The sequence below is a fragment of the Parabacteroides leei genome (assembly GCF_023369805.1).
Lineage (GTDB): Bacteria > Bacteroidota > Bacteroidia > Bacteroidales > Tannerellaceae > Parabacteroides > Parabacteroides leei.
The window spans coordinates 328910-353335 of record NZ_JAMBQG010000004.1 but is presented as its reverse complement, the minus strand read 5'-3'; the positions used below and the strand labels follow the sequence as shown (position 1 = coordinate 353335).

Annotated in this window: 31 protein-coding genes, 1 tRNA gene and 1 pseudogene; 14 read left to right on the top strand and 19 right to left on the bottom strand. The window is 40.0% G+C overall.

Annotated features, from left to right (window positions below; all coding sequences use genetic code 11):
• Positions 1-714: 714 nt before the first annotated feature.
• The 4 genes from M1P97_RS09090 (at position 715) to M1P97_RS09075 (ending at position 2714) form a co-directional block, all read left to right on the top strand.
• Complete coding sequence (locus tag M1P97_RS09090) at positions 715-1479, top strand: Rha family transcriptional regulator (RefSeq protein WP_249388871.1); 765 nt, start codon at positions 715-717, stop codon at positions 1477-1479.
• A 91-nt stretch (positions 1480-1570) separates the two neighbouring features.
• A complete protein-coding gene (locus M1P97_RS09085) occupies positions 1571-1936 on the top strand; it encodes a S24 family peptidase (RefSeq protein ID WP_249388870.1) in 366 nt (121 codons plus the stop codon).
• A gap of 161 nt (positions 1937-2097) precedes the next feature.
• Complete coding sequence (locus tag M1P97_RS09080; protein ID WP_249388869.1) at positions 2098-2319, top strand: hypothetical protein; 222 nt, start codon at positions 2098-2100, stop codon at positions 2317-2319.
• A complete protein-coding gene (locus tag M1P97_RS09075) occupies positions 2316-2714 on the top strand; it encodes a hypothetical protein (RefSeq protein ID WP_249388868.1) in 399 nt (132 codons plus the stop codon). Before M1P97_RS09080 ends, M1P97_RS09075 begins: the two co-directional genes overlap by 4 nt.
• A gap of 406 nt (positions 2715-3120) precedes the next feature.
• Here the strand turns inward: M1P97_RS09075 and M1P97_RS09070 are convergent, their stop codons facing one another.
• The 15 genes from M1P97_RS09070 to M1P97_RS09000 all read right to left on the bottom strand — a co-directional run bounded on the left by M1P97_RS09070 (position 3121) and on the right by M1P97_RS09000 (position 13528).
• Positions 3121-3534 (bottom strand): hypothetical protein, encoded by a 414-nt coding sequence (locus tag M1P97_RS09070; protein WP_249388867.1) that lies wholly within the window; start codon positions 3532-3534, stop codon positions 3121-3123.
• Between the two features lie 59 nt (positions 3535-3593).
• On the bottom strand, positions 3594-4148 hold the full coding sequence (locus M1P97_RS09065; RefSeq protein ID WP_249388866.1) for a hypothetical protein: 555 nt from the start codon (positions 4146-4148) through the stop codon (positions 3594-3596).
• Between the two features lies 1 nt (position 4149).
• On the bottom strand, positions 4150-4563 hold the full coding sequence (locus M1P97_RS09060) for a hypothetical protein (RefSeq protein WP_249388865.1): 414 nt from the start codon (positions 4561-4563) through the stop codon (positions 4150-4152).
• On the bottom strand, positions 4560-4964 hold the full coding sequence (locus M1P97_RS09055) for a hypothetical protein (protein WP_249388864.1): 405 nt from the start codon (positions 4962-4964) through the stop codon (positions 4560-4562). The genes M1P97_RS09060 and M1P97_RS09055 overlap by 4 nt, the downstream gene beginning before the upstream one ends.
• A gap of 316 nt (positions 4965-5280) precedes the next feature.
• Positions 5281-5601 carry a DUF6706 family protein gene (locus M1P97_RS09050; RefSeq protein ID WP_249388863.1) on the bottom strand — a complete coding sequence of 107 codons (321 nt, stop codon included), beginning with the start codon at positions 5599-5601 and terminating at the stop codon, positions 5281-5283.
• Between the two features lie 2 nt (positions 5602-5603).
• Complete coding sequence (locus M1P97_RS09045) at positions 5604-6716, bottom strand: major capsid protein (RefSeq protein ID WP_249388862.1); 1113 nt, start codon at positions 6714-6716, stop codon at positions 5604-5606.
• A 4-nt stretch (positions 6717-6720) separates the two neighbouring features.
• Entirely contained in the window at positions 6721-7314 is a 594-nt protein-coding gene (locus M1P97_RS09040; RefSeq protein WP_249388861.1) for a hypothetical protein, read from the bottom strand.
• A gap of 19 nt (positions 7315-7333) precedes the next feature.
• Positions 7334-7942, bottom strand: coding sequence for a hypothetical protein (locus tag M1P97_RS09035; protein WP_249388860.1), 609 nt, complete (start codon positions 7940-7942; stop codon positions 7334-7336).
• 222 nt (positions 7943-8164) lie between these two features.
• Positions 8165-8437 (bottom strand): hypothetical protein, encoded by a 273-nt coding sequence (locus M1P97_RS09030; protein ID WP_249388859.1) that lies wholly within the window; start codon positions 8435-8437, stop codon positions 8165-8167.
• 1 nt (position 8438) lies between these two features.
• Positions 8439-9485, bottom strand: a complete 1047-nt coding sequence (locus tag M1P97_RS09025) for a hypothetical protein (RefSeq protein ID WP_249388858.1) — start codon at positions 9483-9485, stop codon at positions 8439-8441.
• Positions 9482-9754, bottom strand: coding sequence for a hypothetical protein (locus M1P97_RS09020; protein WP_249388857.1), 273 nt, complete (start codon positions 9752-9754; stop codon positions 9482-9484). Before M1P97_RS09020 ends, M1P97_RS09025 begins: the two co-directional genes overlap by 4 nt.
• 53 nt (positions 9755-9807) lie before the next feature.
• Positions 9808-11289: a phage portal protein gene (locus tag M1P97_RS09015; RefSeq protein ID WP_249388856.1), complete on the bottom strand. Its 1482-nt coding sequence runs from the start codon at positions 11287-11289 to the stop codon at positions 9808-9810.
• Positions 11290-11300: 11 nt separating this feature from the next.
• Positions 11301-12482 (bottom strand): PBSX family phage terminase large subunit, encoded by a 1182-nt coding sequence (locus tag M1P97_RS09010; RefSeq protein ID WP_249388855.1) that lies wholly within the window; start codon positions 12480-12482, stop codon positions 11301-11303.
• Entirely contained in the window at positions 12463-13011 is a 549-nt protein-coding gene (locus tag M1P97_RS09005; RefSeq protein WP_249388854.1) for a terminase small subunit, read from the bottom strand. Before M1P97_RS09005 ends, M1P97_RS09010 begins: the two co-directional genes overlap by 20 nt.
• Positions 13012-13108: 97 nt before the next feature.
• Positions 13109-13528: a hypothetical protein gene (locus M1P97_RS09000; protein WP_249388853.1), complete on the bottom strand. Its 420-nt coding sequence runs from the start codon at positions 13526-13528 to the stop codon at positions 13109-13111.
• A gap of 632 nt (positions 13529-14160) precedes the next feature.
• Here M1P97_RS09000 and nhaD point away from each other — a divergent pair.
• From nhaD to M1P97_RS08965, 7 genes are all read left to right on the top strand, one after another.
• Positions 14161-15591 carry a sodium:proton antiporter NhaD gene (gene nhaD, locus M1P97_RS08995; RefSeq protein WP_249388852.1) on the top strand — a complete coding sequence of 477 codons (1431 nt, stop codon included), beginning with the start codon at positions 14161-14163 and terminating at the stop codon, positions 15589-15591.
• A gap of 19 nt (positions 15592-15610) precedes the next feature.
• Positions 15611-16273, top strand: coding sequence for an MgtC/SapB family protein (locus tag M1P97_RS08990; RefSeq protein WP_195372020.1), 663 nt, complete (start codon positions 15611-15613; stop codon positions 16271-16273).
• Positions 16274-16336: 63 nt separating this feature from the next.
• Complete coding sequence (locus tag M1P97_RS08985; protein ID WP_195372019.1) at positions 16337-16972, top strand: hypothetical protein; 636 nt, start codon at positions 16337-16339, stop codon at positions 16970-16972.
• Between the two features lie 12 nt (positions 16973-16984).
• Positions 16985-17341, top strand: a complete 357-nt coding sequence (locus tag M1P97_RS08980; RefSeq protein ID WP_195372018.1) for an arsenate reductase family protein — start codon at positions 16985-16987, stop codon at positions 17339-17341.
• A 4-nt stretch (positions 17342-17345) separates the two neighbouring features.
• Positions 17346-17660 carry a cupin domain-containing protein gene (locus tag M1P97_RS08975; RefSeq protein WP_075556602.1) on the top strand — a complete coding sequence of 105 codons (315 nt, stop codon included), beginning with the start codon at positions 17346-17348 and terminating at the stop codon, positions 17658-17660.
• 21 nt (positions 17661-17681) lie between these two features.
• Positions 17682-18032 carry a DUF3795 domain-containing protein gene (locus M1P97_RS08970; protein WP_249388851.1) on the top strand — a complete coding sequence of 117 codons (351 nt, stop codon included), beginning with the start codon at positions 17682-17684 and terminating at the stop codon, positions 18030-18032.
• Between the two features lie 13 nt (positions 18033-18045).
• Complete coding sequence (locus M1P97_RS08965) at positions 18046-18621, top strand: uracil-DNA glycosylase family protein (protein WP_249388850.1); 576 nt, start codon at positions 18046-18048, stop codon at positions 18619-18621.
• A gap of 151 nt (positions 18622-18772) precedes the next feature.
• On the opposite strand, the gene M1P97_RS08960 is transcribed toward M1P97_RS08965, so the two are convergent.
• A complete protein-coding gene (locus M1P97_RS08960; RefSeq protein ID WP_195372015.1) occupies positions 18773-20275 on the bottom strand; it encodes a glutamine synthetase family protein in 1503 nt (500 codons plus the stop codon).
• 181 nt (positions 20276-20456) lie between these two features.
• Between M1P97_RS08960 and M1P97_RS08955 the strand changes: the two genes are divergently transcribed.
• Positions 20457-20529, top strand: a tRNA-Trp gene (locus tag M1P97_RS08955).
• A 138-nt stretch (positions 20530-20667) separates the two neighbouring features.
• Complete coding sequence (locus M1P97_RS08950; RefSeq protein ID WP_249388849.1) at positions 20668-20991, top strand: hypothetical protein; 324 nt, start codon at positions 20668-20670, stop codon at positions 20989-20991.
• 61 nt (positions 20992-21052) lie between these two features.
• Here the strand turns inward: M1P97_RS08950 and map are convergent, their stop codons facing one another.
• From map to M1P97_RS08935, 3 genes and pseudogenes are all read right to left on the bottom strand, one after another.
• Positions 21053-21904 (bottom strand): type I methionyl aminopeptidase, encoded by an 852-nt coding sequence (gene map / locus M1P97_RS08945; protein WP_195372013.1) that lies wholly within the window; start codon positions 21902-21904, stop codon positions 21053-21055.
• A gap of 116 nt (positions 21905-22020) precedes the next feature.
• A pseudogene (locus tag M1P97_RS08940) lies at positions 22021-22543 on the bottom strand (TetR/AcrR family transcriptional regulator).
• 114 nt (positions 22544-22657) lie between these two features.
• Positions 22658-23683, bottom strand: coding sequence for an AI-2E family transporter (locus tag M1P97_RS08935; RefSeq protein ID WP_249388848.1), 1026 nt, complete (start codon positions 23681-23683; stop codon positions 22658-22660).
• A 216-nt stretch (positions 23684-23899) separates the two neighbouring features.
• On the opposite strand from M1P97_RS08935, the gene M1P97_RS08930 reads away from it, so the two are divergent.
• Complete coding sequence (locus tag M1P97_RS08930) at positions 23900-24418, top strand: HdeD family acid-resistance protein (protein WP_195372011.1); 519 nt, start codon at positions 23900-23902, stop codon at positions 24416-24418.
• The last annotated feature ends 8 nt before the right edge of the window (positions 24419-24426 follow it).

The following is a 24426-nucleotide window of genomic DNA, read 5'->3' as shown; positions in this document are numbered from 1 at the left end:
TTAAATACAGGATGGTATCAGGCATGAGGTGAATATCAAGGTGGCAGATGTAACAATGCTGTTTATTAGCAGATTACAGGCAACAAATCTCTTGTTCAGAGATAAAGCGTATTGCAATTTCTCTGAACAAGACATAAAAATCAAACGCTCCGTGAAGGTTTTTGATCTCCTTTTCTTAATAACAAAGTTGAAACAGCTTTTGTTTTAAGTTATAGTCAGAGAACCGGCGACTTACTTCGAAGTGTAACCTTGATTGCTATTTTCTGTTAGTTAAGAACCTAAAAAACAAAATTTATGGACGTAATCTTTGGATGCTACGCTAACAACACAGTGTAGTTACGTAAAAATCAATATAGTATAGGCTAAAACAGGCCGTCTTCGGAGGTGCGTTAGAATTCCGCACAGCCAATGTTATACATTAAAAATAAAGATTTTATGAAAAATACGATTGAAAATTTGGATATTTCGATGAATGTGTGCACTTTTGCAGTGCTACAGTTTTATATACATATTTGGTTAGGGGATTTTTTATGCCCTATTGTAGACTACTGCCTAAAATATAAGCAGAGGTTTCTCCGTACATATTCGCCCCTAAGCCAATATGGAACTGTAGCAAGTTGGAGAAATTCTCTGCTTTCTTTATTTATTAACTATTAATTTTCATTGATTATGCTACAGTTGAATGAAAATTACTCAAGCAGCAATAGCATTGCTATGCTAGGTACGGTCCAATCCTCCGATATGGATTACATCACGTCTCTGCAAATTTCCGAATTGACAGGAAAGCAACACGCTCATATTATGCGTGACATTCGTAACCTTCTGGAACAAGGAGTAGCCAAATCCAATTTTGGATTGGGGTCATACACAGATGCTAACAACCAAGAAAGGCCTTGTTATCATCTAACTAAAAAGGGTTGCTTAATTCTTGCTAGTGGATATGATGCGGTACTTCGAGAAAAAATTATCAACCGCTGGGAAGAACTGGAGAATAAACGAAAAGAAAGCTTCCAAATCCCCCAATCCTTCGGAGAAGCTCTAATGTTAGCCGCACAGCAGCAGATCCAGATCGAAGAGCAGCAAAAGCAAATCACACAGAAGGAAGAAGAGATAACCGAACTGAAGGCTGAGAATGTCGAACTTCAAAAGCAAAGCGAATACACTCGTGTGATCCTTCAAAGCAAACAGACCGTCCTGGTTACTCAAATAGCACAGGACTACGGAATGAGTGCAAGGAAGTTCAATTTGTTACTGCGTGACCTGGGAATACAACACAAAGTTCGTAATCAATGGATTTTATACGGAAAGTATTTGAACAAAGGATACGTCCATAGTACTACTCATAACTACACTCACACAAACGGCAGTCCAGATGTTAGCCTTAATACCGAATGGACTCAAAAAGGACGCCTGTTCTTGTATGAGGAGCTAAAAAAGCATAGTGTTCTTCCTCTGATAGAAAGAGAAATAGCCAACTAACTGCTTATTAAATAACCTATTTAGAGGTACGGAGCAATGACGTACAGCCATTCTTGTGCCATTTTACAAAACATAAACTTAGTATTTACACATGAAAACGAATTTTGAAGATATAAGAGAAGCAGGATATTGCTATGCTGCATTTAGAGTTGTAGGTGATAGTATGGACAATGGTTTAAGAGACAGTTTCGAGGATGGAGACAAGTTGCTTGTCCTTCCGGTATCCATTGAAGAACTAAAGGAAGGTCAAAGCGGTTTCTGGGTACTCGAAGTCGGAAGCAGTATCCTGTTCAAACAAATAACGAAGTATGACCGGGGCAGTGAGACGATCGTATGTCATTCGCTCAATCCCAACTACAAGGACATTTCTGTCAGCGTAGGCCAAATAAACAAGGCCTACCGGGTAGTGCAGAGACGGAGTAAACATACGTTGTACCCGGCATACGAAGACATATAAAAACTACCACATAAATATGCGCAAGCGGAATACATGTTAGGGACTTTTCGTAATCCAACGCGTCCGTTTAGATGCCCCTCCGGTAATATGGCCGGAGGGTTTATGCGAAATAAGTTGAGACAAATGTTTTATAATTCAGTATTTATAGATATTTTTATCGCATGAACATCATTGAAGTAATAGTTGAAAATGCAGGCAGTAACTTGAGTGCCTATATTGAAGGATTACCTGTCATTACTGTAGGAAATAGCTTGGTAGATATAAAAAAGAATATGCAAGAAGCTATTGATCTTTATATTGAATCCTGTAAAGAACTGAGTATAGAACCTGTTGATATATTGCAGGGTAATTATGAATTGGTATTAAATACAGACAAGTTATGATTGATCCAAAAGAGTTAAGAATAGGCAATATTATCACTGATGAAGAAAATAACATCTATGAGGTTGTTGGATTGCAAGAGCGATCTATAACAATAAGGCCTTATGGCCAATATGAGGAATATTCAATAGAATATATGCAGTTTCCCGCTTATGGTATTTTACTTACAAATGATTTAATTTTGAAGTGTGGGTTTAAAAACGATTTCACACCTGATTACAATGAATTTGATTATTATAACAAAAAAGGCTATTCTATGAATGGTTTCAAATTAGTTAAGTTGTACGATGAAAATACATACAGGTTTAAATATGAAAATATTGATATTTACTATCTTCACCAGCTTCAAAATCTATATTTTGCATTAACAGGAAAAGAAATGGAGGTAGAGCTATAACCTATCTCCTTCTTTATTCACGATCTTGTAAGCTGCCAGGTTGCTAAATATATCAATAAGCATAGTCTTTACATCGTTGCCTGGATCATTGAGTTTTGAAAGAATATCATTAAGTAAGAGGTTATTTTGTATACCGATAGTTTTATTCTCTATGCTGGTCTGCAAAATAGCCTCTAATAGTTTTGTATGATATTCAAGACGGTCATTCATCACCTTTTCCCTCTTCTTCTGGACATCATGTCTGATCCGGACGTTTTATTTATTTTCTCTCCGTAGCATACTCTGAGCTTATCCTTCTGCATCATAAGCAGGTTTTGGTAAGGGATAACCTCAAACACTTCTGTGTACGACAGGTGAAGGTTTTCCATAATACTCGCAATCTGTCCGTATATAGTATCATTACCTATTACTTTGGTTCTGCCGCCATCTTTGTTAAGCTCATTGCTAAGGCGGCACAGTCGAAAAAATCGTCTACATGTATTAGACTGACAACCTTGCTAAAAGCGTCTTTGAGTTCATCAAGGGTAGAGTCCTTGAGCGCAATCACAATTTCTTCGGATCGATCTTCCCAATTCTCAATATCTCCTGCCATAATCAAAGACAATGCCTTCATCATGTGTTCAATATTGCCGGGGACAGACAAAAGGGCATCCAGCCAGTTCGCTTTATCGGGTACATCTATTTTTGAGAGCCATTTAATAGCCCGCAATAGGATTTTTATTGTTGGAGGATAAACAGTAATCCCCTCTCCTTTTAGCACGATTGTGACAAATCTTTCGCCTATCAAAGACTCTGATACTAAACCTGCTGCTTTGTTCATATTCTTAAATGATTAGGGCGAGGATCATCCCCGCCCAATTGAAAACCTAAACCAACCTATTAAATGCTCGTTGAAGATTGTACCTCTTTGTCGCTGTACCAATATTCTGTACTAACTTTCGTGTTTTCCGGCTCCATTGCCGTACCAACAACGGCCAGCCCTACTGCACCATCCGTTTCTGCTTCACGGGTAACAACAGCCCCTTTCGGGAATACAATCCACACACTGTCTTCCGTCAAGGCCATAAGGCACTTGTTAATTTCTTCGTACTCTCGGGAACGTTTCCAGCCTATAACTTCGCTTCCTCCGCTCTTGGTGATAGTTTCACCACCCATGAGTTCTTTTTTGGTCGTGAAATCATACTCGCCGATCGTAAAATTCATGGAGACTTCTCCCAATTCCGCTGATTGGCGGTACGGCTTTTTAGTCAGCTGATTGTTATACCGGGTCACGGAGGCTTCCGACTCGTCAATAGACCAAGTATCCTGATGCACATTGGTTACTTCTTTGGTCTCGGCATCGTCAATAATTGACTTTAGCATAGCCGGAGTCAAATCGCCCGTCACCTTTGATGTGTCCGCGTATAGTAACCGCTTAATACCTACTGTATTCATATTATCTCAATTTAAAATTTGCTACTTTGAAAAATAATCTCACATTCACAAAGAAAGAGTCTGTTCCCGGATCTTCTTCTGTGCTTAGTTCATCTATTGTGTATGTACCTTTGTTGCCTTCATATTCAAAATATCCTTTGAAAAACTCCTTCTCTGCAACCTTCTGAAGCTCGTTCATCCTTGCACTGTCAGGAGCAGGATAGTTGACATTTGAATCGTAAGGGACGAAGATATTAACGTTAGCATAACCTTTCGACCAGGGCGTATTTGTCATACCAAGAACATTGACAACAATTCTTTCCGGAACATGCTTTTTCTTGTAAGATGGGTGCTTGTCTTTATATACCGGCATGCCGGGAAAGACAGTCGTTACCTTCTTATAAAGAAAATCCTTTATGTCTTCGTTTGTCATCATTCTTTTGCTCCTAATTTATCTGCAGCTTGCTGATAAGCCATAGACGAGACATCAAACCCTTTTTTCTCAACAAAGGATGCGTAAGGCATACCATTCACAAGAATAAGAGAGTCGCCCGCTTTATTAGCGTTTTGAATCGCTTGTAAGGCATATTTCTGAGCATCTGTCTTACTAAACGTATTAGCGACCTTCTCTTCTATTATCTTGCCATCGTTAGTAATAGCATAGGCATTCGAGCTACGAAGATTACCGGTTCTGTTTTGATAAGAACCTTTAGCCACAGCGACATTTAGATACAAGTCACCAGCAACCCGCATACTGTTGGTAACTTCATTCTGAAGCTGCTTTCTAGCTTTCTTAAGATCCGAAAAATCATATTTTGCCTTTACGCCTAAATCCATACCTCTGAATAGCCTAAATAGTTGCACTTGCCTGATTGTATTACCACTCCTTCACCCCTTACAGAGCCATCATTATCCAATGCCCTCACATAATCACCAACTGATAATTTTATATTGCCCGCGATCACTATATGGTAGTCATAAACTACCATTTCACCAGCGACACCGATCTGTCGACCAGCACCATTGTCATCACACCGACACGAGCCAATTTTCTCCCACATATCACCATCAGCCCCGGGTATAGTATTTCCCTTGTCATCCCGATACGGATTGATATATGATTTTTTTTCTAATATGTGAGGTGCAAAATACATTACCAATACATTGAGGCGTCAGAAATTCGACTAGCTAAAACATCTTCTATCCCTAATTGCTTACACAACAACGAATAATATGCTTTGATACCGTCCTTATCCCAAGATATCGAGAATCCGCTTTCGTTTACCGATGTTGGACGAGCCAACAATGACGGGATAAAAGCGGTAATGGCTTTTTTTACCTCGATCATGTTTTCCTGCGTAATCTCGTCATCAAGAGAAACAGAACTGTTCAAAGTCATATCTAAAAGATCAGCCTCCGATAAATTCATACCGAAGGAACCGATCTTTTGTGTTATGTAATTAGATACCGTCATGATTATTCAGGTTCAGTGTTCAATGAGGCGATACCATTAATTTCAGTGATTACAGGCAAAGCATATGTTTCTGCCTTTACAAACTCAACGCCATTCGAATTTTGCGTTTCACCGACTCCCCACTGAGATACACGAATACGACCATAATTGGAGTAAGTAACTCCGGGTTCAGGTCTCAATTCGCTATTGACATAGGCATTTTTGATCGTACCCAAACCACCAGAAGGAATAAAGACCAAATTCTTTGCATTCCAGGGATTGTATGGAGTAAATACACCATTGTTTTGAATCAAACACTGGCGTCTTACCGGTTCCAGGATAGGTAATTCGTTCGATCGCATAAATTCATTGAAGGCGTTCAGTAGCAATGGGCTATTTTGCTTATCAGTTCCGAAGATTACCTGTTTCATTTTCTTGCTTCGAAGAATATAAGATATCTTAGAAGGGGCTAGCAAGATACGATCAAAGACTACTTTATCGGAAAAAGCGTCTACGATAGCCTGAATGTCTTCGAATACGTCTACATTAGCAATGTTATCATCATTCCATTTCAATGTAACCTTGCCTTTGTTTTCTGTGGGCATATTGTAGTCAATAGTTGTCTTAACACCACCTTCCGGGTTGTTCGTTTCGTCTAATGTAGCAATACCTTCATTAGATAGTGCACCCATAGCAATGATATCCAGTTTCGCCTGAACACCTTGAACCGGAGTTCTAACATTACCCCACATCAGATCAATAAGCTGTCTTTTTGCCGCTTCTTCCGGAATAGATTTGCTATCCAAAATTTGCAGAATCTTTCTGTAGTCGTCAATTGTCAAAGGCAACGTAATTGCATGATGGAGTACCTTTTGAGCGATAGTTTCAAGTCCATGAGTACCAAGTACCGGTTCTTTCGACTTATCGTCAATTGTCGCAGCTGCAATAGTGACATTGTACTTACCCTTGATTTCTTCAAAGTTTAACCCAATAGAAGGATAATCCCAATTGAAAAATCTCTCATAGAATACGGTGTCAAATAATAGTTTATGCTGTCTTGATACCGCATCAAATCGTAATTGAACCTGCTTTGTAAGTTCTCCAAACAAAGAACTGTATTGAAATTTATCTGGCATAGTATTACTGTTTTACGTAAATAATATTAGGGTTGTTTTTTAAGCAAAGCCCCTGTTTCCAAGACGCAGGGATATCCGGAACATAACCCAAGAGTATTACAGCATCATAAGCTGCAGAAACAGTGTCCTGATCGTCCCCTGCAAGTGGCTCAGTATCTTCACCAACTACGGCATTAGGCTCATATTTTGCAGCAGAGTCAGATGCACCAGTGGCTTCGATCAAGGTGTCATCTGCAACAAGCCCTGTAATAGCTGCAGATAAAGTCAATACATCATAATCGGCATTCGATGAATCAATAGAGGAAACCGTCACACCGGTTGTTTCTCCGATTTTCATTACAACATCATTAACCTGGAACAATGTACCTTTTGGCACTCTAGGCTTTGTCGTTGTTCCGCCAGATATGACTTTTGCATTTTTGGAAACAGCTGCAGTCAAAGTTCCAGATACAATGTGTAAAGGTGTCCCTTTTTTAATGACAGTCCCTTTAGGGAATGTCTGCAATAATTTATAGCCGCCAGGTAAAATCTTAGCCTCTCCGCGCCAAAACACTGGCATATTGCCGCTATAAGATTTACCTTCAAATTTAACTCCCATTTTTTCTGTTTTTTAATGATTAATTTGCGTCAGGCAGATTTTTTGCCCACTGATCAGCCTCTTCTTTGGCTTTGTCGTCTGATGTAGACAATACACCTGATGCGTTACTACTCTCAAGCCCTGCGGTAACAATGTTTTGCTTAATGCCCGCCAGATAAGAGCCGATTGCAGCTTCATCCATTTCAGGAGTGATAGCAAACCCTTCTTTAGCTCTCCATTCCGGGATACCGAGTTCTTTTGCTTTAGAAGCGATCATGTTCGCCCTTGCAGTCTGCTGATACTTTACTTTGTAAGCATTTAATTCCTCCTGGATAGGAGTCAGCTTTGCTGCAATTGCTTCGTCAATCAACTTCTGAAAATCGGGTTCTGTTTTTGTCTGCCCGCCCCCAGCAGCAGGTTCTTCCTTCTTTTCTCCTTTGGCTTTATTGACAGCGTCCGTCACTCGTTTGTCAATACCGCTTTGAAGAGAAGATAGGAAAGATTTTTGACCGTCTACAACAGTCTGTAAGTTATCGTCAGTTACAAGTCCGGTATTAGCCAACGCTTCGGCCTGTCCCTGTAAGATATCATCACTTAACCCAAGATTTGAATAAGTCTGTTTTAAGAGATTGAAAATTTTGTCCTTCATACTATATACACTTTAGTTTAATTTCTATAGCATAAAATTACGGGGAAGGGAAGAAGCTAGAAAATATTTGAATAAGAGAAACGTAACACTTTGTAAACTGTTACATTTTAATTAAAAAGGCAGCAAATTTTGTCGTATTTGACATCATTTACTACCTTTGCGCATCCCATTATGGGATTTCAACTATTGATGGTCCGGACTGTGAAGTTAGGGCCATTGCCATTATATAGGGAGTTCTTCACTTGTCCATTCCTTTGAGTTAAGCAGATTATTAAGAGTGTCCCCTTCAAAGACAGGATAAGGATAAACTGGTTCCTGATATTCTTCTCCGTTCTCTGGTATATTCATAGCAGAAGGGAACAACTTCTCATAATTACCTATTTTCATCAAAACTTCAGTTCCATCTGTTGAGTAACGAGGTGATAAATTTAGATCGTCTAAAGCCTCCTGAGGGACTATAGATAAATCGCTTGCAGGTATTACTATGTATTTCATATTACTTTTCTTTTAGGGTTTGTAAATAATCATAAGCTTTGATGCACTGGTCTTTAGTGAGAACACGGTTGTAGATGGCAAGGTTTTTGAAAGCCATTTTACAATATTCATTAGAATGAAAGCCTATTTGGATAGGAATAATATTATTGTTTATACTCGGAGTTACTTTATATTCCATCCAATCTTGATCATAAATTCTTCCATCTGAGCATATAGCCAACATTTGATTTGCGAGAATAGAAGTTCCGCTATTTGTTCTTCTTACATAAACCGTATACCCATTTGTTCGAATATATACAAACAAATTATTAGGAGCAACTATTCCAGAATTTTTATTTGTATTCTCCGCGCTTTTCCAATTTCCTACCATTGTCCAATCTTCACCCCACGAAAGAGGTGAAGAATAAATCTTATCATCCACTCCATCAGTCACCAAGTAACCTTCGTAATCTGGGATTTGTTCGATGATAGCACTTCCAGCAGCCGCAAAAAAGAATGAAGCACTGGTTGCCTCACTTGGGATTTCAGATCTTTTTATTTCAAGTATAGCATCTGTTTCTGTAGATTTAACAATAATAAAAACCCCATCTAATAGGTATCTAAAACCTACTTTTCCTTCCAAGTTGCTTACTTTAACTCTAAGTATATCAGTCCATAGAGATAAAGATTCGAGAGAGTGGTACATTCCACCTGTACCAGTAGAACTAAGCTCAATACGAGACTTGTTTCTTTGGATTACAGTTACATTCGAATTTGTTCCCCATGTAGTGAAATCTGTAATATAGCTTCCATACCCACTATTCTCCGCAAACAAGAAATTACTCAACACTAAATCGTTACCATTACCGGTCAAATTTGTCACAGTAGCACGGTCTGAATCTTCGTTAGTCTTTCCGGTTACAGTCCAGGCTTGATCGAATGAGGACGGATCAAAAACAGGTTCTGACGGCACACCTCCTGCCTTACTTCCAACTCCTAACCGGATGCCGGTTAGGTCTATCCCGGGATAGAAGGAGTGAGAAATATTAGTATTGCTAAGATTAATCATTGCAGTATTTGTATTGTTTGCGGTTCCGCAGTGGTCACAATTCGGACTTTCAATCCAGCTTTACCACCGCTGATAACGTCTACTACTTCTTTTACTCCCCGATAATTAAAAGCAGCTACCCTCCATACATTCCCGTCAAGACTTATTTCGACGAGGACGTCGCTTTCTTTTTGTGTCACAACTTGTAAGCCTGCACTATCCGATGTCATATCAAATGAGTCGCTTACATATCTACTTCCTTGTTTTGTCCAATTTAACGATGTTGCCATATAATTTGTATTTTACTATTGTCGTCACTATAAGATAAACCATATACCACCATTTAGGCGTTATCTTTACCTCTATTGTTCCCGGATTCGCTGGCTCCGACACCCTTGTTATCTTGACCGGAGACAGTATTTTCTTGATTACTTTCATTGTTTATCTGACTTTGTCGCTTTTCTTCTTCAATCCTCTTAATCTCATCAGCAGGTTTATCCGCAATGCCCAGCAACTTAATCGCTGTCTCAAGAGAAGCAATGCCGTCACTACGAAGCTTGCCGATAGCAGACCACCTTTTGTCTGTATCCTCCTGAAATGGTTCGGAGAACTCAAAGTCGATTTGAAGAGCTTCCAACTGAGGTCTTAGCGAAATATGAGTGACGTTTTTCATGATTGCCAAGATCAAATTCTTTTCCCTATCAACTGCAATCTCATATATTTCTTTACGATTATCCCGCTTCATGTAAGATGGAGCCATAGCTCGTTTTAGAGCTTCCCCTGTCAATGTCCCTAGTCCTTTTGTGTTCTCTGGAGAGAAGTTAAATGTGAAAGTATCGTTAAGTATAGAGTCTTTCAAAACTTCCTTCTCAAATTTTTTAAGTTCAACCGAATCAGGAGGGGTTACATACTCAAACATACTATCAGGTCCGAAACATCTGATAACCTCTCCTACATTATCAGGGTCAGTAAGAGACTCCAGAACATCGGCTGACACCTTTGCCTTTGGATCAGCGAAATAATTAACCGTGTCAGCAGATTTAGAGTCAATATATTCGTCTCTTCTTATACGTGGTTGTGCCCCCTCCCATTCTTTTTCTTGTTGATAATAGATCACATTGATTTTACCCGTAGGATTAATGACAGGGATTACTTCCCATCCTGTATTGACCTTACGACATCGATAAATCACCTTCGGAGTTTGTATATCAAAATGCTCAACAGTATTAACACCCTCTTTCAAGAAATAGCCATAACCAAAAGCGAGCATGGTGCCATATTGATCGAAAAGAGGACGTAATGTATACCCTAATGACTTTGCCAACATTACAACTTTTACCTCGGCCTTACCGGTTTCGTCGTTACGATAAATATGGTATAATTTCGCGCATTCCGTTTCGGCTCCTGCCAGACGTTTAGCTTGTCTCATGGTTGTATCGAAACGAGTATCTTTCAAAAACTGAGTAAAAGCGTCAAAAGCTTCGTCCTGAATATCAGGGTCATTCTTACTCCATTTTATAGGCTGACCCAGTAAAAAGAACAATGCAACTTCATTAATATATGCCTGCCATCTTCTAGGCAACTTTTCAGTGACATATGGTTCTTTGCCTTTTCTTAATTTATTCGGCCTACTCATTATATCATGCAGAGCCGGATCATATTCCCGGATAGCCTCCATGACTTCCAAGTCCCTATTTTGGAACAATTCCATAGCTTGACTTATATCCTTTTCTTTTATAAGCGTCACAAGGTCCTTGTTCGCCGTAGAGTCGTTCATTGATTGTCCTCTAAATATATCTACTATGTAGTCAATTATTGATCCCATATGCTTTATTGTTAGTATATTCCTAAATCCTCTTTGTTATATTGTTTTGATGTCAAAACCTTACCAAGCAATTTACCGATTGTATAATAGCGTGTTCCATCTATCAGGTGATTGTAAGCGTCAATAGGCTGGTTTATAAACTTTCCGTCTTTGTTTTGCTCATAAACATAATTCTTCAATTCTCTGATATAGTTAACGGATCGTCTTGTTACACACAGTTTATACTCCATCATCTTAAACAAACCTCCCATGACAGAGCCTTTATATTTATCTGCCGGAAATATGATAATTCCGGCATTGGCAATTTCTTGTATCAAACGTGGATCAGCACTATCGGCATAAACAAACAATCCTAACTTCTTCAACTCCTTAATTATTTCGCTTGTTAGCATGTGAGTACGATAGCATTGTTCGTCCAAATACAATCTATTCTCAAGTATTCCGCATTTGACTATAGCCGTAGGGTCGGAACTGTATCCAAAATCAAGACCTGCTGCAACCTGCTTGGCGTTTGCAGGAAATTCATCCACAATCTCAAATTCAGGGAAAACCAAACCTTCAGCCATAGCTTGCAAGCCTAAACCATAAACAGTCCATAATACTTTATTCTTATGTTCAAGAGATTCTATCTCGTCTATGATCGTTTGTTCCAGGAAAGGATTATCCTTGTATGTTGAGATAAAATGATAAGTACGAGAATCTTTATTCAATTCGCACAACCAATGTTCGTCAGAAAAAGAGGGATTATAGTCTATTATGGAAAAATCGGTTGTACGCATAATAAGCTGTTGCCATTCTAAGAAAGAGATTTCATTCCCTTCATTACAATATAAAATATTCCGCTTGCGTCCTCTAATTTTCTGCTCGTCATCAGTTGAAAAAAACTCTACAAATGATCCATTGGGCAAAGTATAAACCATATCAGACTTATTCATACTCCGGTTATCCCACATCAAAAATTTGTCCTGCATTATCTCTTTAAAGTCCCTGAAAACAGACCCTTTCAGCGCAGGCAATGTTTTACGGACAATAGACAAAGAGCATTTAGGATGCTGAATAACGTACACCAGCAAGAATATAAGTATATTGTAGGTCTTGCTACTTCTAGATGACCCTTGTGCAGATACTATTTTATAGCCAGCATTAAGAGCTCCTTGTACTTCAGCGTATATTTTAGTCGTCTGAATCTTCATTTACTTGATCCCTCCTATCAATTACTTCTATTTGAATACCGGTATTAATAGGATTGCCGTTGCTGGTAATATCCTTCTTCTCCGGAGCGTCCCATCCCATCATCTTTGATAACCGGTCTAAAGCATCTATCTTAGAGTACATCTTAACCTCAAATCCTTTATCTGTACTTTTTACTGATTGTATCGCTAGCTGAAAAGAGATAGGCAACCGAGTTATATCCTTTACTAAAAAGATACGATATTCTTTTGTTCTCTTGATTTCCAGCATATCAACAACATTGGCTCGAGCTATATTTGTTAGTATATTAACCGCTTCGTCTTTATTTAAGTCTGAACGGGATTGAAGAGCAGCCTGAAGCTCTTTAACCCTTACCGAAACCTTACCGCTGTTAAGAAGCTCGGAAGCCTTAATGTTTATAGTTTCACTTTTCATTTTCTCGCAAGAGTATGCACGCCTGTAAGCCTCAGATGCGTTACCACATTCGAGGTAGTAGTTACAGAACTTTTCTTGTTTGATAGTGAGAGCCATAAAAAATATTTTCATCAAATTTAAGCACACCCCTAGAGAGAGTATGCATAACTTCAAAGCGAAAACGTAACAATAGCTAAACTGTTACGTTTTTCTTTTACAGATAGCCTTCGGAGCGCAATTTACCCTCAATTAAGGTGATCTTATTCTCCAGGTCAAGCCGGAAATCTTTATAGTGCTGATAAGAGAATATCAAATCAGAACATATTCTTGACACCGCTGAAGGGGCATTTAACTTTAGGGCATGAGCAAGCTCATCACGAACACCTCTGTTAAGACATCCCCCAGCTAAAGAAGACGGGGAATAGAGAAGGACTATGATGAAGACAAACTTCTTCCTTTGTATGGCTCCCAGCTTTCGAGTATTGCCCATACCAAAAGTATCAATAAAATAATTGTGTAAATACGGAATTAATGATAAGTCTTCAAGTTTTGGTTTAACAAGTTCGGACTCCCGGGTAGATAAATTTGATATTTGTTCCCGGATCGCCATTAATTCAAAGATTTCAGAGACCATATTTTGTAACTTATTTGGTTACGATCATGTAGCACAAATGTACTAAAAATATTGGAATAAACAAACGATGGGAGAAATTAACTCAAAATTGGAAAGATGTGAATCTAACCAGTAAAAAATTCACATCCCCCCCTCCGGTGAAAAATTGAAAGGGTGCTTATAAGCATACCACGCAAATACCACGCAAATAAAAACAAATAACACATAATCATTTGAATACAAGCAATATAAATAGGCAAATATTCAGCTTCCCAAGCTAAGGGTCACGAGTTCGAGTCTCGCTTACCGCTCACTTCTATTTAAGGTATTACCTTCTACGGGTAATACCTTTTATTTTTTCATCTCACACAGTAAAAGAACTTACCCTATTACAAAGGGAGTTTCCCCACAGCAATGGGGATTTTAGCCCACAGCACTGGGGACTCTTCCCCACTTATATGGGGAAAGTTCCCCAGTGCTAATAAAATAATGGGAAAACATAATAAAGCAATATACTTTCCTACCCATCTTCGTATTTATTTAGGAATAGTTTTCATTGATGAAAACATTTCATTAAAAATGAGTGTTAATCCTATATTATTCTTACTTTTGCGACTATTAACTAAATTTAAAAAGAAAAAGAGAAAACAGCTATGTTAACAGTGATGATTTTGGTTTTTTTAGTTGGGTATCTATGTATAGCTTTAGAGCATCCACTGAAAGTAAACAAAGCCGGAACGGCCCTACTAACCGGAACTATACTTTGGGTTTTATATACCTTCGGGGCACCCGATCTTATCCCTATTGCTTCTGCCGAAGCCTTTAAAGAGTTCCTGGATTCGCATCCAGGCATAGCAGCTCTCCCTTTCGTGGAACAAAGTACCCGCTTTGTCGTCGAACATCAGGTATTGGATAGTATCGGTGAAATTGCAGAAACACTAATCTTCCTGATCGGAGCAATGATTACTGTTGAACTGATCGATGCCCACGGAGGGTTCATGTTCATCACAAACCGCATTAAGACAAACCAGAAGAAAAAGTTACTGGTATTAGTCGCCTGTATAACATTTTTCATGTCCGCCATACTTGATAACCTGACAACCTCAATCGTTATGGTTATGTTGATGCGAAAATTATTAGGCAACTACAAAGAACGTTGGGTGTTTGGTAGCGTCATTATTATTGCAGCCAACAGTGGTGGCGCCTGGTCTCCTATCGGTGATGTAACTACGATCATGTTATGGGTAAGAGGTAATATCTCTACATCCTCAACCATCCCTCACCTTATCTTGCCGAGTTTGGTTTCAGCAGCAGTACCCGTATTGATCATGATGCGCTTCCTGCACGGAAAGGTAACACCTCCCGATGCATTTACTTACAATGAAAATGATGAACTGCTCAAAGAACTGAAAAATAAAGAAAAACTTTCGATACTAATTCTTGGTGTTTTCTGCCTTGTATTCGTACCTATATTCAAGACAATCACCCATCTGCCTCCATTCATGGGTATTTTGATGGGTGTGGGTATTTTGTGGGTATATACAGAATTAATGTATAAGCGGAATATCGTAAACGAAGATATAAAACTTCGTTTATCAAAAATAGTTCGCCGGATAGACGGAGCTACTTTATTATTCTTTCTTGGAATTTTATTAGCTGTAGACGCCTTGCGTTGTAGTGGCGTACTCTCCAATTTCGCCTTATGGCTGGATGATACGGTAGGTAATGTATACGCTGTAAACCTGATTATCGGAACCTTATCAGCCATCGTCGATAATGTTCCTTTGGTTGCCGGTGCAATCGGTATGTATCCGGTAGCAACAGAAGCTATGATTGCATCAGCTGCCGATCCTGTTTATATGGCAAACTTCGTTCAAGATGGCATCTTCTGGCAATTCTTAGCCTATTGTGCCGGTGTTGGAGGCAGTATGCTGATCATCGGATCTGCCGCCGGAGTCGTAGTTATGGGGCTGGAACGTATCAATTTCATTTGGTATCTCAAAAATATTTCGTTACTTGCACTCCTTGGATATCTGGCAGGGGCCGGAGTCTATATTATCCAGCACGTAGTACTGGGATTATAAACAAAAGGAGGATACAATTATGTTATGGGATTTCATACTTAGATTATTTATCGCAGGTCTTCTGGGAGCTGTGGTTGGTCTCGACCGGGAATACAGGGCAAAAGAAGCCGGATATCGTACGCATTTCCTGGTTTCATTAGGTAGTGCTCTCATCATGATTGTTTCTCAGTATGGTTTCCAACAAATCATACAGGAAAACAGTGTTTCCCTCGACCCCAGCCGTGTTGCGGCGCAGGTGGTAAGTGGCATCGGTTTTATCGGTGCAGGAACGATTATTATTCAGAAACAGTTTGTTCGCGGACTGACAACAGCCGCAGGCATCTGGGCTACCGCCGGGATTGGACTGGCCATCGGAGCCGGGATGTATGGTGTCGGTGTAGCAGCGACAATATTGACTTTAATCGGTCTGGAGCTATTAAGTTTCATCTTTAAAAGCCTGGGGATGAGAAGTTCGATGATCATCTTTTCAACTGCCGAGAAAGACATTATACAAAAGGTTACCCGAGTACTGAGTGACAGAGGTTATATGCTCGTCTCCTATCAAATGGAAAAAGTCAATCATTCGAATGCCGACACTTATGTCGTTACGATAGTCATAAAAGCGAAAAAAAGCATGGATGACAACAAATTACTCCTGTTTATGGAAGAATTTCCGGAAATAACAGTCGAGAGAATTGAATAGAATTACTGAAACGGGGACAAGTTTTACTATATTTGTCCCCGTAATTATTTATAACAAATACACATGAACATAATTTCTAAACTTTTCAAGAAAGAAAAAGAAGAAACAGAAGCTACCTCAAAGGGTTCCGTTGAAGAGTTCGTTTCTTTGATCCGCGTTTATTATCAGGCAGTAATGGCTGTACAACTGGGTATAACCAACATCAATATGCTGTCGGATATGGCGCTATTCAAACGGATGTTGAAGATCCCAACACAAAATAACAAACCGGGTATTGCCGAAAAATCACGTGCACGTAAGATCCTTATGCAAGACTACGGCATGAAAGAAAGTTTCTTTAAAGAGATTGATGCATCGGTTAAAAAGAATTGTAAATCACAAAACGATATCAAATCGTACTTTTTTCTGTTTCAGGGTTTCTGCAATGACCTGTTTTCTTTGTTGGACAACCTGATGCAGTGGAAGTTCCGTTTCTCTATGTTGGTAAAAAAGCTGTTATACAACCAGACAGCCAAAACGATTCACGAGATTGTAACCCGTTCGGAATGGAAAGAGGTTAGCGTACAAAAAACGGCTTGGAGTATTCGTAAATACAAAGAAACACTCGGTTACTCGGAAGAATGGATGACTGATTTTGTTTACAACGTTGTCCTTCTCGCCAAGGAAGATGCAAAGAACCAACGCAAGAAAGACAAATAAAGATTGAATGATATGAAATATCTTTTTTTAGAATATCCCAAATGCAGTACTTGCCGGAACGCAAAAAAGTGGCTCGATGAACATAAGGTATCCTATGATGATCGTCATATAATCGACCATAACCCTTCTGTTGAAGAGTTGACTGAATGGATTGAACGGAGTAAGCTTCCTTTGAAAAGCTTCTTCAATACCAGCGGCCTGGTATATAAAGCGATGCAACTGAAAGACAAACTGCCTTCCATGAGCGACAAAGAACAGATTGAATTACTGGCATCCGATGGGAAATTGATTAAACGCCCATTACTGGTAAACGAAAATCAGGTACTGGTTGGTTTTAAACCCGGTGAATGGGAAGAATTAGTAAAATAGTCCTATGAAAGAGTTCATCACCCCTCCCGATCATATTCATTTCCTGGCAAAGAAGCTATTTGCTGATTGCGGGGAAATTATCGACGGTTCCATTGCTTATCTGGAAAAAGGTGGTGGTGGACCTACTTCATTGCATACACACGAACATAACCATCTGTTTATTGTGACCAGTGGGCAGGCACGTATCGAGCTGGGCAGCGAAGTAAAAATACTGAATGCCAACGAGTCGTTTCTGGTAAAAGGAAGTATTCCCCATTCCGTATGGAATAATATCGACGGAACAACCGTTATGATCGGTATCTCTGTAAAAGACAAATAATCATCTTAATTTACTTTTCGAATGGAAAATCTTACCTATCAACCCAGTTCAGACTATGTTGCAGCCTGTGGATTATATTGTGGAGCCTGCCGTAAATTTGTAAAAAAACAATGCCCCGGATGCAAGGCAAATGCAAAAGCTGCATGGTGCAAAATACGGTCTTGCAATATTGAGCATAACTATAAGAGTTGTGCGGACTGTACGGTCAGTTCCATTGAGGAATGTAAGATGTTCAACAACTTCATAGGAAAGGTTTTCGCTGTTCTTTTCCGTTCGGATCGTGCAGCCTGTATCAGAAGAATACAAGCAATCGGATACGATGCTTTTGCCGAAGAAATGCACAGTAAAAAACAACAGACAATAAAAAGATAAATAACAAAAGCCAATGGTATCAGAATTACATCCGCTAGGGTTCTTTCTACCCGAACAGACTAAACTGCTTATGCTGGGCAGCTTCCCACCTCCCATGCAACGTTGGTCGATGAATTTCTACTATCCGAATATCCAGAACGATATGTGGCGTATCCTGGGACTCCTATTTTATAATAATAAAGAGTATTTCCTGGAGACAAAGAAAGCTTTCAGTGAAGAAAAAGCCAAACTGTTTTGTAAGGAAAAAGGTATCGGCATCGGTGATACGGCTGTCGAGATCATCCGTCTGAAGAACAATGCTTCCGACAACTTCCTGCAAGTTATCAAACCTATCAATCCGGAAGAAGTATTGTCGCAGATTCCGGAGTGTAAAGCGATTGTCGTAACCGGCCAAAAAGCAATGGATACACTTTTATCCGTATTACCTCCTACCGAAGAACCGAAGGTCGGTTCCTATTCTACGTTCACTTTACTAGGTAGAGTATTCAGATTATATCGTATGCCTTCTTCTTCCCGGGCTTATCCCAAACCGTTGGAAGAAAAAGCAGCTGTCTATAAAGGCATGTTTGAAGGATTAGGCATGCTGTAACCTTTCATATAGACAGAATTATTTCAGGTGATAGTTGACAAGTGACAGTTATTTCGGCTTTCGGTCGATGGGATTACCGAATGCGAAATTCCAACTGTCACTTGTCAACTGTCATCTGTCAACTGAAAAATGTTTCACACATTTTTCTATATTATCCGCAATGAAAATACGTATTCACCAAGCGGATCATTCCTTCCGGATCGCTCTTCAGGTCATCCCGCAAAGAGAAGTCGTTATATGATTGCAGCTTTTTAATGATGCCGTCGATCATACTCGGACTAAAGACATTGTACTTTTCAAAGATTGCCCGTTGTTTTTGCAAACGTTCGGCTGAAGCGGCACAACTGTCGGGTAATTGATCTAATGTACTTAAGCGGTCTTTATTCTCTTCCTGATGAATATTGACATTGACATACGTCTTTTCTGCAATCTCCAGAGCATTCTCTATTTCAAAACCATAACGGCAGGCAACCGCCAATCCGGCAAGTAGCTGATACAGGTCGGCCGAACCATCCGGCGAACGCATCTCTACGGTTTGCTTCTGTGCCGTGTCGTAATGGCTATCCTGTTCCAACGGGTTAGCGAGTGAACACATATCTTTCTTTGCAGCCCAACCCAGCGGTACACGAACCAATACGGAACGGTTACGATCACCCCAACAGATATTCGTAGGAGCTTCCTGGTGAGGAACCAAACGGAAGTAAGAAGTCGGATTCGTATTTCCGAAAGCAGTAATGGCAGAAGCCAGCTGCATCATACCTGCAATCGCTTTACGGGCTGTTTCAGACAATACCCCGTCTTTCAACATCTGGTTTTGACCTTCTTTCATGATGCGCATATGAATATGCAGACCGGAACCGGCCTTTCCTACCGTAATCTTCGGAGCAAAAGTAATATCCAATCCATAGCTGTAAGCCAGGTTACGAATAACCCATTTGGCAATAACAAGCTGGTCGGCAGCATCTTCCACCCTTGTCGGAAGGAACTCTATTTCATTCTGTTCGTATATTTTCCCGTTCAAGGTAAAATTACCGACTTCGGAATGGCCATATTTGATCTGTCCTCCTGCCTGTGAGATATAGTGCATACATTGGGTACGGAACTCGTTGAACTTGGCAAAAGGCCCGGATTCATGATAGCCGCGTTGGTCGGTTGCCGGAAACAGTTCTTCTTCCTCTGCTATTACATAATATTCCAGTTCACCCATGGCTTCAAACTCCATTCCGGTCACTTCGGTAAAAGCTTTACTTGCTTTATGCAAAGTATATTCCGGTGAACTTTCCAACGGTTCCCCATCCTTATTGAAGAAAGAGCAGAGCATACTGACTGTCGGTAATTCGGCAAAAGGATCGACAAAAGCCGTTCGGAAACGAGGGATCACATACAGGTCGCTGCTACCGGCTTCGATGAAAGAGAACAGGCTCGAACCGTCCACACGTTCGCCACAGGTTAGAATAGCATCGAGGTAGGCAGCGTTATTTATAACAAAATTCAATGTCTTCAACCGGCCATCGCCTGCCGGATACATAAAGTTTACCATTTTGATTCCCTTCTCGCGGATGAAAGAAATAATGTCCGCTTTCGTAAATTGGGAAGAAGGTTTTTGCAGAAACTCAACCAGAAGGTTGGAGTTCATTTCTAATTCGTTTTTCATGCTTCGTTGATTGTTTTACAGTATAGATTTAACTATCAATTCTATCGTCTCCAAAGATAGAAAAAGAAACTTCGACTACCCTGTTTTCCTTGAATTTTATCATGCAAGAAAATTATTATTTTCACTTTTCTTCAAAAAGCCTTGCATATTAAAAACAAAAAGCTACCTTTGCACCCGCAATACGGAAGTAGCTCAGTTGGTAGAGCACTGGTCTCCAAAACCAGGTGTCGGGAGTTCGAGCCTCTCCTTCCGTGCACAAGGCAATACATCCATCGGATGCGTTGCCTTTTTTTATAAAAGATCAGTTATCCTATGGTTAGTATCAAGTTATAATCGTATATTGCACATAGTTTATCACTAGCTAAAAATCAACGGATAAAAACAAGCGTACTATGAATATAATTAAATACACACTATTACTTGGGATTACGATGTGTCTATTAACTTCTTGCGGAGCTACTTATTCCAATGCTCTGGCGGCGGATAAAAACATTCAGAAACTAGAACTGGGAATGAGCAAACTGGAGATTATAAACATTATGGGGAGTACCTATAAAAGACTGGAAGTCAAACAAACGGCTGATGGCTACCGGGAAACACTCGGATTTCCAGATTTTCAGAATGGCATTTATCAACTTCGCCTGCTTGACGGGAAACTTCAGGAATGGGATTATTTACAGCCCAACAAATGCAAGGATAATTGTTCGGATAAATAATATTGGTGTAAAAAGAGCCGGCAGGTTCAGCTAATGAAAAAGACTGAACCTGCTGCAATATTCAGTCAGATAATATCTCCAGGCCGTCCTCCCGCATCACAAAGGTATGTTCCCACTGTGCAGAAGGAAGTTCGTCGTCTGTTATTACGGTCCATCCATCCTCTTCGGCGATGTAAACGCGATAAGTTCCCATGTTGATCATCGGCTCGATGGTAAAAACCATGCCTGGAACCAAAAGCATCCCCGTTCCCTTACGACCGAAATGAGCCACTTCCGGCTCTTCATGAAATTCCAATCCGACACCATGACCGCATAAGTCGCGAACCACCGAAAAACCATTCTTCTCGGCATGCTTCTGAACGGCATGTCCGATATCTCCCACATAGCCAAAAGGCCTGGCAGCCTTCATGCCGACTTCCAGACATTCCTTCGCCACACGAACCAGCTTTTCTTTCTCCGGAGAAACTTTACCGATCATAAACATACGGGACGCATCGGAAAAATAACCGTCCAGGATGGTAGATACATCTACGTTGATAATATCACCTTCCTTCAGTATCTCCTTTTCGCTGGGGATACCATGACAAACGACTTCATTGATCGAAGTACATACGCTCTTCGGAAAACCTTCAAAGTTCAACGGAGCCGGAATGGCACCGTGATCCATCGTATAATCGTACACCAGCTTATCGATCTGGGCTGTCGACATTCCTGCCTTGATCTCTTTTGCAACCAAATCAAGGATACCAGAGTTTACGACTCCGCTTCTACGAATGCCTTCGATCTGTTCTTCTGTTTTAATCAGTTTTCGGGAAGGAACCAAATGACCTTTATTCTGGAGATAGAGTATCTTTTTATCGAATTCCGTTAGTGGCTGACCTTTGATGATCTGCCAATTATTTCTTCTTCTCATACGTCTTTATCTTTATCGTTTAGATAAACAAAGGTACGTTTGTTTTCTTTTACAGAAGAGAAAATGAGTTTAATAAAGTTCAAAAAACGACTCCAAGACCTGCCAGGATAGTTGTTTTATTCATGGTTTCCGTTATTTATCCAGTTATCTATTATTTTATCCAGGCCATTCTCAAGTTGTTCCCAACCGTCTTCAGACTGTAACTTGATGCCGTTATATATCGGACAGGTTTCTTCCAATAATACCAGGTAACTGATAGAAGCAGAAAGGATAGTCGCCATGATCGAGATTTCCGACTCCGGCCTGTTTGTCAACCGGCGTATAATCATTATGGAGCATCCTGATTTGATTCCGGAAAAGTTCCTTTATAAAATCTCCCAGATGTTCCGTATCCGGCAGTTCCGGCTCCAGATTGATCCAGTAGTCATATTTCTGGATATAAGCAGCGATCAATCCGTCCAGCGAGTCAAAATAACGATAGATCAGCATCTTTGAAACTCCGGCTTTGGCTGCTACCACATTGACGCCTAAATTCTCGAACCCCTCATCCTCTATCAGGGTATTGACAGCATTCAACAAGGCAAGCTCTGTCAACTCCCTGTTTTTACTCGGTCTTACTATAACTTCTTCTTTTTCCATATGTTATCACTTTGTTACCAACTGGTCACAAAAGCAAGTTACCCATCGGTAACATAGATAAGGAAGTTCTCTTTTTTTGCTTTATTAAGAGATCAGGAAAAAATATGAATAGGATTAACCGGTCGGTGTGTCATTCTTTCCATGCAGATATTCTTTCTTGAACATATTAAAGCAAAGCATGAAAACCGAGATCAGAAGCGGTCCGAAGATCACTCCCATAAATCCGAATAAGGACAGACCGATGATGACACCGAAAATAGTAACCAAGGGATGTATATCCGCCATTTTCTTCTGTAACATAAAACGGATCAGGTTATCTACGTTCGTAATCACGATCAGGGCATAAGCGGCTAGTCCCAACCCATTTACCCAATCTCCGGTCAGTGCCATATACACGACAAGGGGAAGCCAGACAATAGCGGTTCCGACAACAGGAATAATAGTCGCAAAGCAGGTCAGAAATCCGAAGAGGAAAGCACTCGGCGCATTAAATATCCAATAGCCCAACATGGCGATCAATCCCTGAATAATAGCCAGCAAAGGAATACCTATCGCATTGGATGTTACAATCATATTGATCTCTTTCAGGACTTCTTTCTTATTTTTTTCGTTGAAAGGCAGGATGTCGTAAATATAAGCTTCCATCTGACTGCCACCGATCAGCATAAAATAAAGGATCAACACCAGTACGGCTATATTGATAGCGAAACCGCTGATACCTCCCATCAATACCTGTCCGATCTTGGGTAGTACGGAAACGATCGATGCGATATTACCTTTATCCAATATATTGTATCCTACTTTCTGGCGGACAATATCAGCAATATGCTCAAAGCTGCTGACCAGTACGTTCGGGTCGAGGTTAATCGTCTGTAATTTATTGATAAACAACCATACAGCCAGAGAGAGAGGGATCAGAAAACATAAAATGGTTTCGAGTAGCAGAAGTATAGCGACCAGGCTGCGATTCAGATGTTTCTTTTCCGTAAGGTGCAGCATCTGTTTTCTCAGCAATATATAGATGGTGAATGCTCCGAGTATCCCTCCCAGGAATGGCATAAATTCAATAAAAAGTATTATTCCCATAACCAGGATGATTGTAATCAGGGAATACTTCCAGTACGATTCTTTCAAGCTCATATTCGTTTATAATAGAATGTTTAACCTCATTTATAACAACGGCTGATCACAAATGTTTCCGATTGTGATTCCTACCCTTTCTAATAAAACAAATTAATCAGCACAGTTGTTAAGATTAAATCATTTTAATTATAACTTTATACCTGCTATATTTAACAAAGAAAATACCGTACCTTCGTTGTTATATATTAAAAGAACTACTAAAAATATATTCAGATGAAAAAAGTAAACAATTCAATTCTGCGCAGTGCTTTTGCTATGATATTAGGATTCGTACTGGTTTTATGGCCGGAAGCTGCGGTCACCTATCTGGTTATCGCCATAGGTATCTGCTTTATACTACCCGGGATCTTTTCTTTACTCAGTTACTTTACGCGAGAGAAAGTAGAGGGAGAACCTTCACCGATGTTCCCTATCGACGGTGCCGGAAGTATTTTATTCGGTGCATGGCTAGTGATTATGCCGGCGTTTTTTGTGAATATATTAATGTATATACTAGGGGCTTTACTGGTTATAGCCGGAGTTCAGCAAATCATTATGCTGGTTTCGGCACGTAAGTGGAGTATCGTGCCGTTCGGCTTTTATGTAATGCCGGCACTTATCTTACTGACCGGCATCATGATCATTGCTTATCCGTTTGGAGCAGCAGCAAATACATTTGTCATCTTTGGCGTCGCCAGTATTTTCTATGGAGTCATAGAATTATTAAACTGGTACAAGTTCCGCCAAAGATAAACCGAAGG

Bases quoted from the DNA above. Each gene is read 5' to 3' on its own strand.
- M1P97_RS09005 (WP_249388854.1), bottom strand. From the start codon at position 13,011: ATGGCTCTCACTATCAAACAAGAAAAGTTCTGTAACTACTACCTCGAA.
- M1P97_RS09070 (WP_249388867.1), bottom strand. From the start codon at position 3,534: ATGAACAAAGCAGCAGGTTTAGTATCAGAGTCTTTGATAGGCGAAAGA.
- M1P97_RS09040 (WP_249388861.1), bottom strand. From the start codon at position 7,314: ATGGGAGTTAAATTTGAAGGTAAATCTTATAGCGGCAATATGCCAGTG.
- M1P97_RS08930 (WP_195372011.1), top strand. From the start codon at position 23,900: ATGAAAAAAGTAAACAATTCAATTCTGCGCAGTGCTTTTGCTATGATA.
- M1P97_RS09055 (WP_249388864.1), bottom strand. From the start codon at position 4,964: ATGGATTTAGGCGTAAAGGCAAAATATGATTTTTCGGATCTTAAGAAA.
- M1P97_RS09065 (WP_249388866.1), bottom strand. From the start codon at position 4,148: ATGAATACAGTAGGTATTAAGCGGTTACTATACGCGGACACATCAAAG.
- M1P97_RS09050 (WP_249388863.1), bottom strand. From the start codon at position 5,601: ATGACGGTATCTAATTACATAACACAAAAGATCGGTTCCTTCGGTATG.
- M1P97_RS09045 (WP_249388862.1), bottom strand. From the start codon at position 6,716: ATGCCAGATAAATTTCAATACAGTTCTTTGTTTGGAGAACTTACAAAG.
- M1P97_RS09080 (WP_249388869.1), top strand. From the start codon at position 2,098: ATGAACATCATTGAAGTAATAGTTGAAAATGCAGGCAGTAACTTGAGT.
- M1P97_RS09090 (WP_249388871.1), top strand. From the start codon at position 715: ATGCTAGGTACGGTCCAATCCTCCGATATGGATTACATCACGTCTCTG.
- M1P97_RS09075 (WP_249388868.1), top strand. From the start codon at position 2,316: ATGATTGATCCAAAAGAGTTAAGAATAGGCAATATTATCACTGATGAA.
- M1P97_RS09010 (WP_249388855.1), bottom strand. From the start codon at position 12,482: ATGAAGATTCAGACGACTAAAATATACGCTGAAGTACAAGGAGCTCTT.
- M1P97_RS08965 (WP_249388850.1), top strand. From the start codon at position 18,046: ATGGTATCAGAATTACATCCGCTAGGGTTCTTTCTACCCGAACAGACT.
- M1P97_RS09085 (WP_249388870.1), top strand. From the start codon at position 1,571: ATGAAAACGAATTTTGAAGATATAAGAGAAGCAGGATATTGCTATGCT.
- M1P97_RS09030 (WP_249388859.1), bottom strand. From the start codon at position 8,437: ATGAAATACATAGTAATACCTGCAAGCGATTTATCTATAGTCCCTCAG.
- M1P97_RS08950 (WP_249388849.1), top strand. From the start codon at position 20,668: ATGAATATAATTAAATACACACTATTACTTGGGATTACGATGTGTCTA.
- M1P97_RS08990 (WP_195372020.1), top strand. From the start codon at position 15,611: ATGTTATGGGATTTCATACTTAGATTATTTATCGCAGGTCTTCTGGGA.
- M1P97_RS08970 (WP_249388851.1), top strand. From the start codon at position 17,682: ATGGAAAATCTTACCTATCAACCCAGTTCAGACTATGTTGCAGCCTGT.
- nhaD (WP_249388852.1), top strand. From the start codon at position 14,161: ATGTTAACAGTGATGATTTTGGTTTTTTTAGTTGGGTATCTATGTATA.
- M1P97_RS09015 (WP_249388856.1), bottom strand. From the start codon at position 11,289: ATGGGATCAATAATTGACTACATAGTAGATATATTTAGAGGACAATCA.
- M1P97_RS09025 (WP_249388858.1), bottom strand. From the start codon at position 9,485: ATGATTAATCTTAGCAATACTAATATTTCTCACTCCTTCTATCCCGGG.
- M1P97_RS09000 (WP_249388853.1), bottom strand. From the start codon at position 13,528: ATGGTCTCTGAAATCTTTGAATTAATGGCGATCCGGGAACAAATATCA.
- M1P97_RS09060 (WP_249388865.1), bottom strand. From the start codon at position 4,563: ATGATGACAAACGAAGACATAAAGGATTTTCTTTATAAGAAGGTAACG.
- M1P97_RS08975 (WP_075556602.1), top strand. From the start codon at position 17,346: ATGAAAGAGTTCATCACCCCTCCCGATCATATTCATTTCCTGGCAAAG.
- M1P97_RS08960 (WP_195372015.1), bottom strand. From the start codon at position 20,275: ATGAAAAACGAATTAGAAATGAACTCCAACCTTCTGGTTGAGTTTCTG.
- M1P97_RS08980 (WP_195372018.1), top strand. From the start codon at position 16,985: ATGAAATATCTTTTTTTAGAATATCCCAAATGCAGTACTTGCCGGAAC.
- M1P97_RS09020 (WP_249388857.1), bottom strand. From the start codon at position 9,754: ATGGCAACATCGTTAAATTGGACAAAACAAGGAAGTAGATATGTAAGC.
- M1P97_RS08985 (WP_195372019.1), top strand. From the start codon at position 16,337: ATGAACATAATTTCTAAACTTTTCAAGAAAGAAAAAGAAGAAACAGAA.
- M1P97_RS09035 (WP_249388860.1), bottom strand. From the start codon at position 7,942: ATGAAGGACAAAATTTTCAATCTCTTAAAACAGACTTATTCAAATCTT.
- map (WP_195372013.1), bottom strand. From the start codon at position 21,904: ATGAGAAGAAGAAATAATTGGCAGATCATCAAAGGTCAGCCACTAACG.
- M1P97_RS08935 (WP_249388848.1), bottom strand. From the start codon at position 23,683: ATGAGCTTGAAAGAATCGTACTGGAAGTATTCCCTGATTACAATCATC.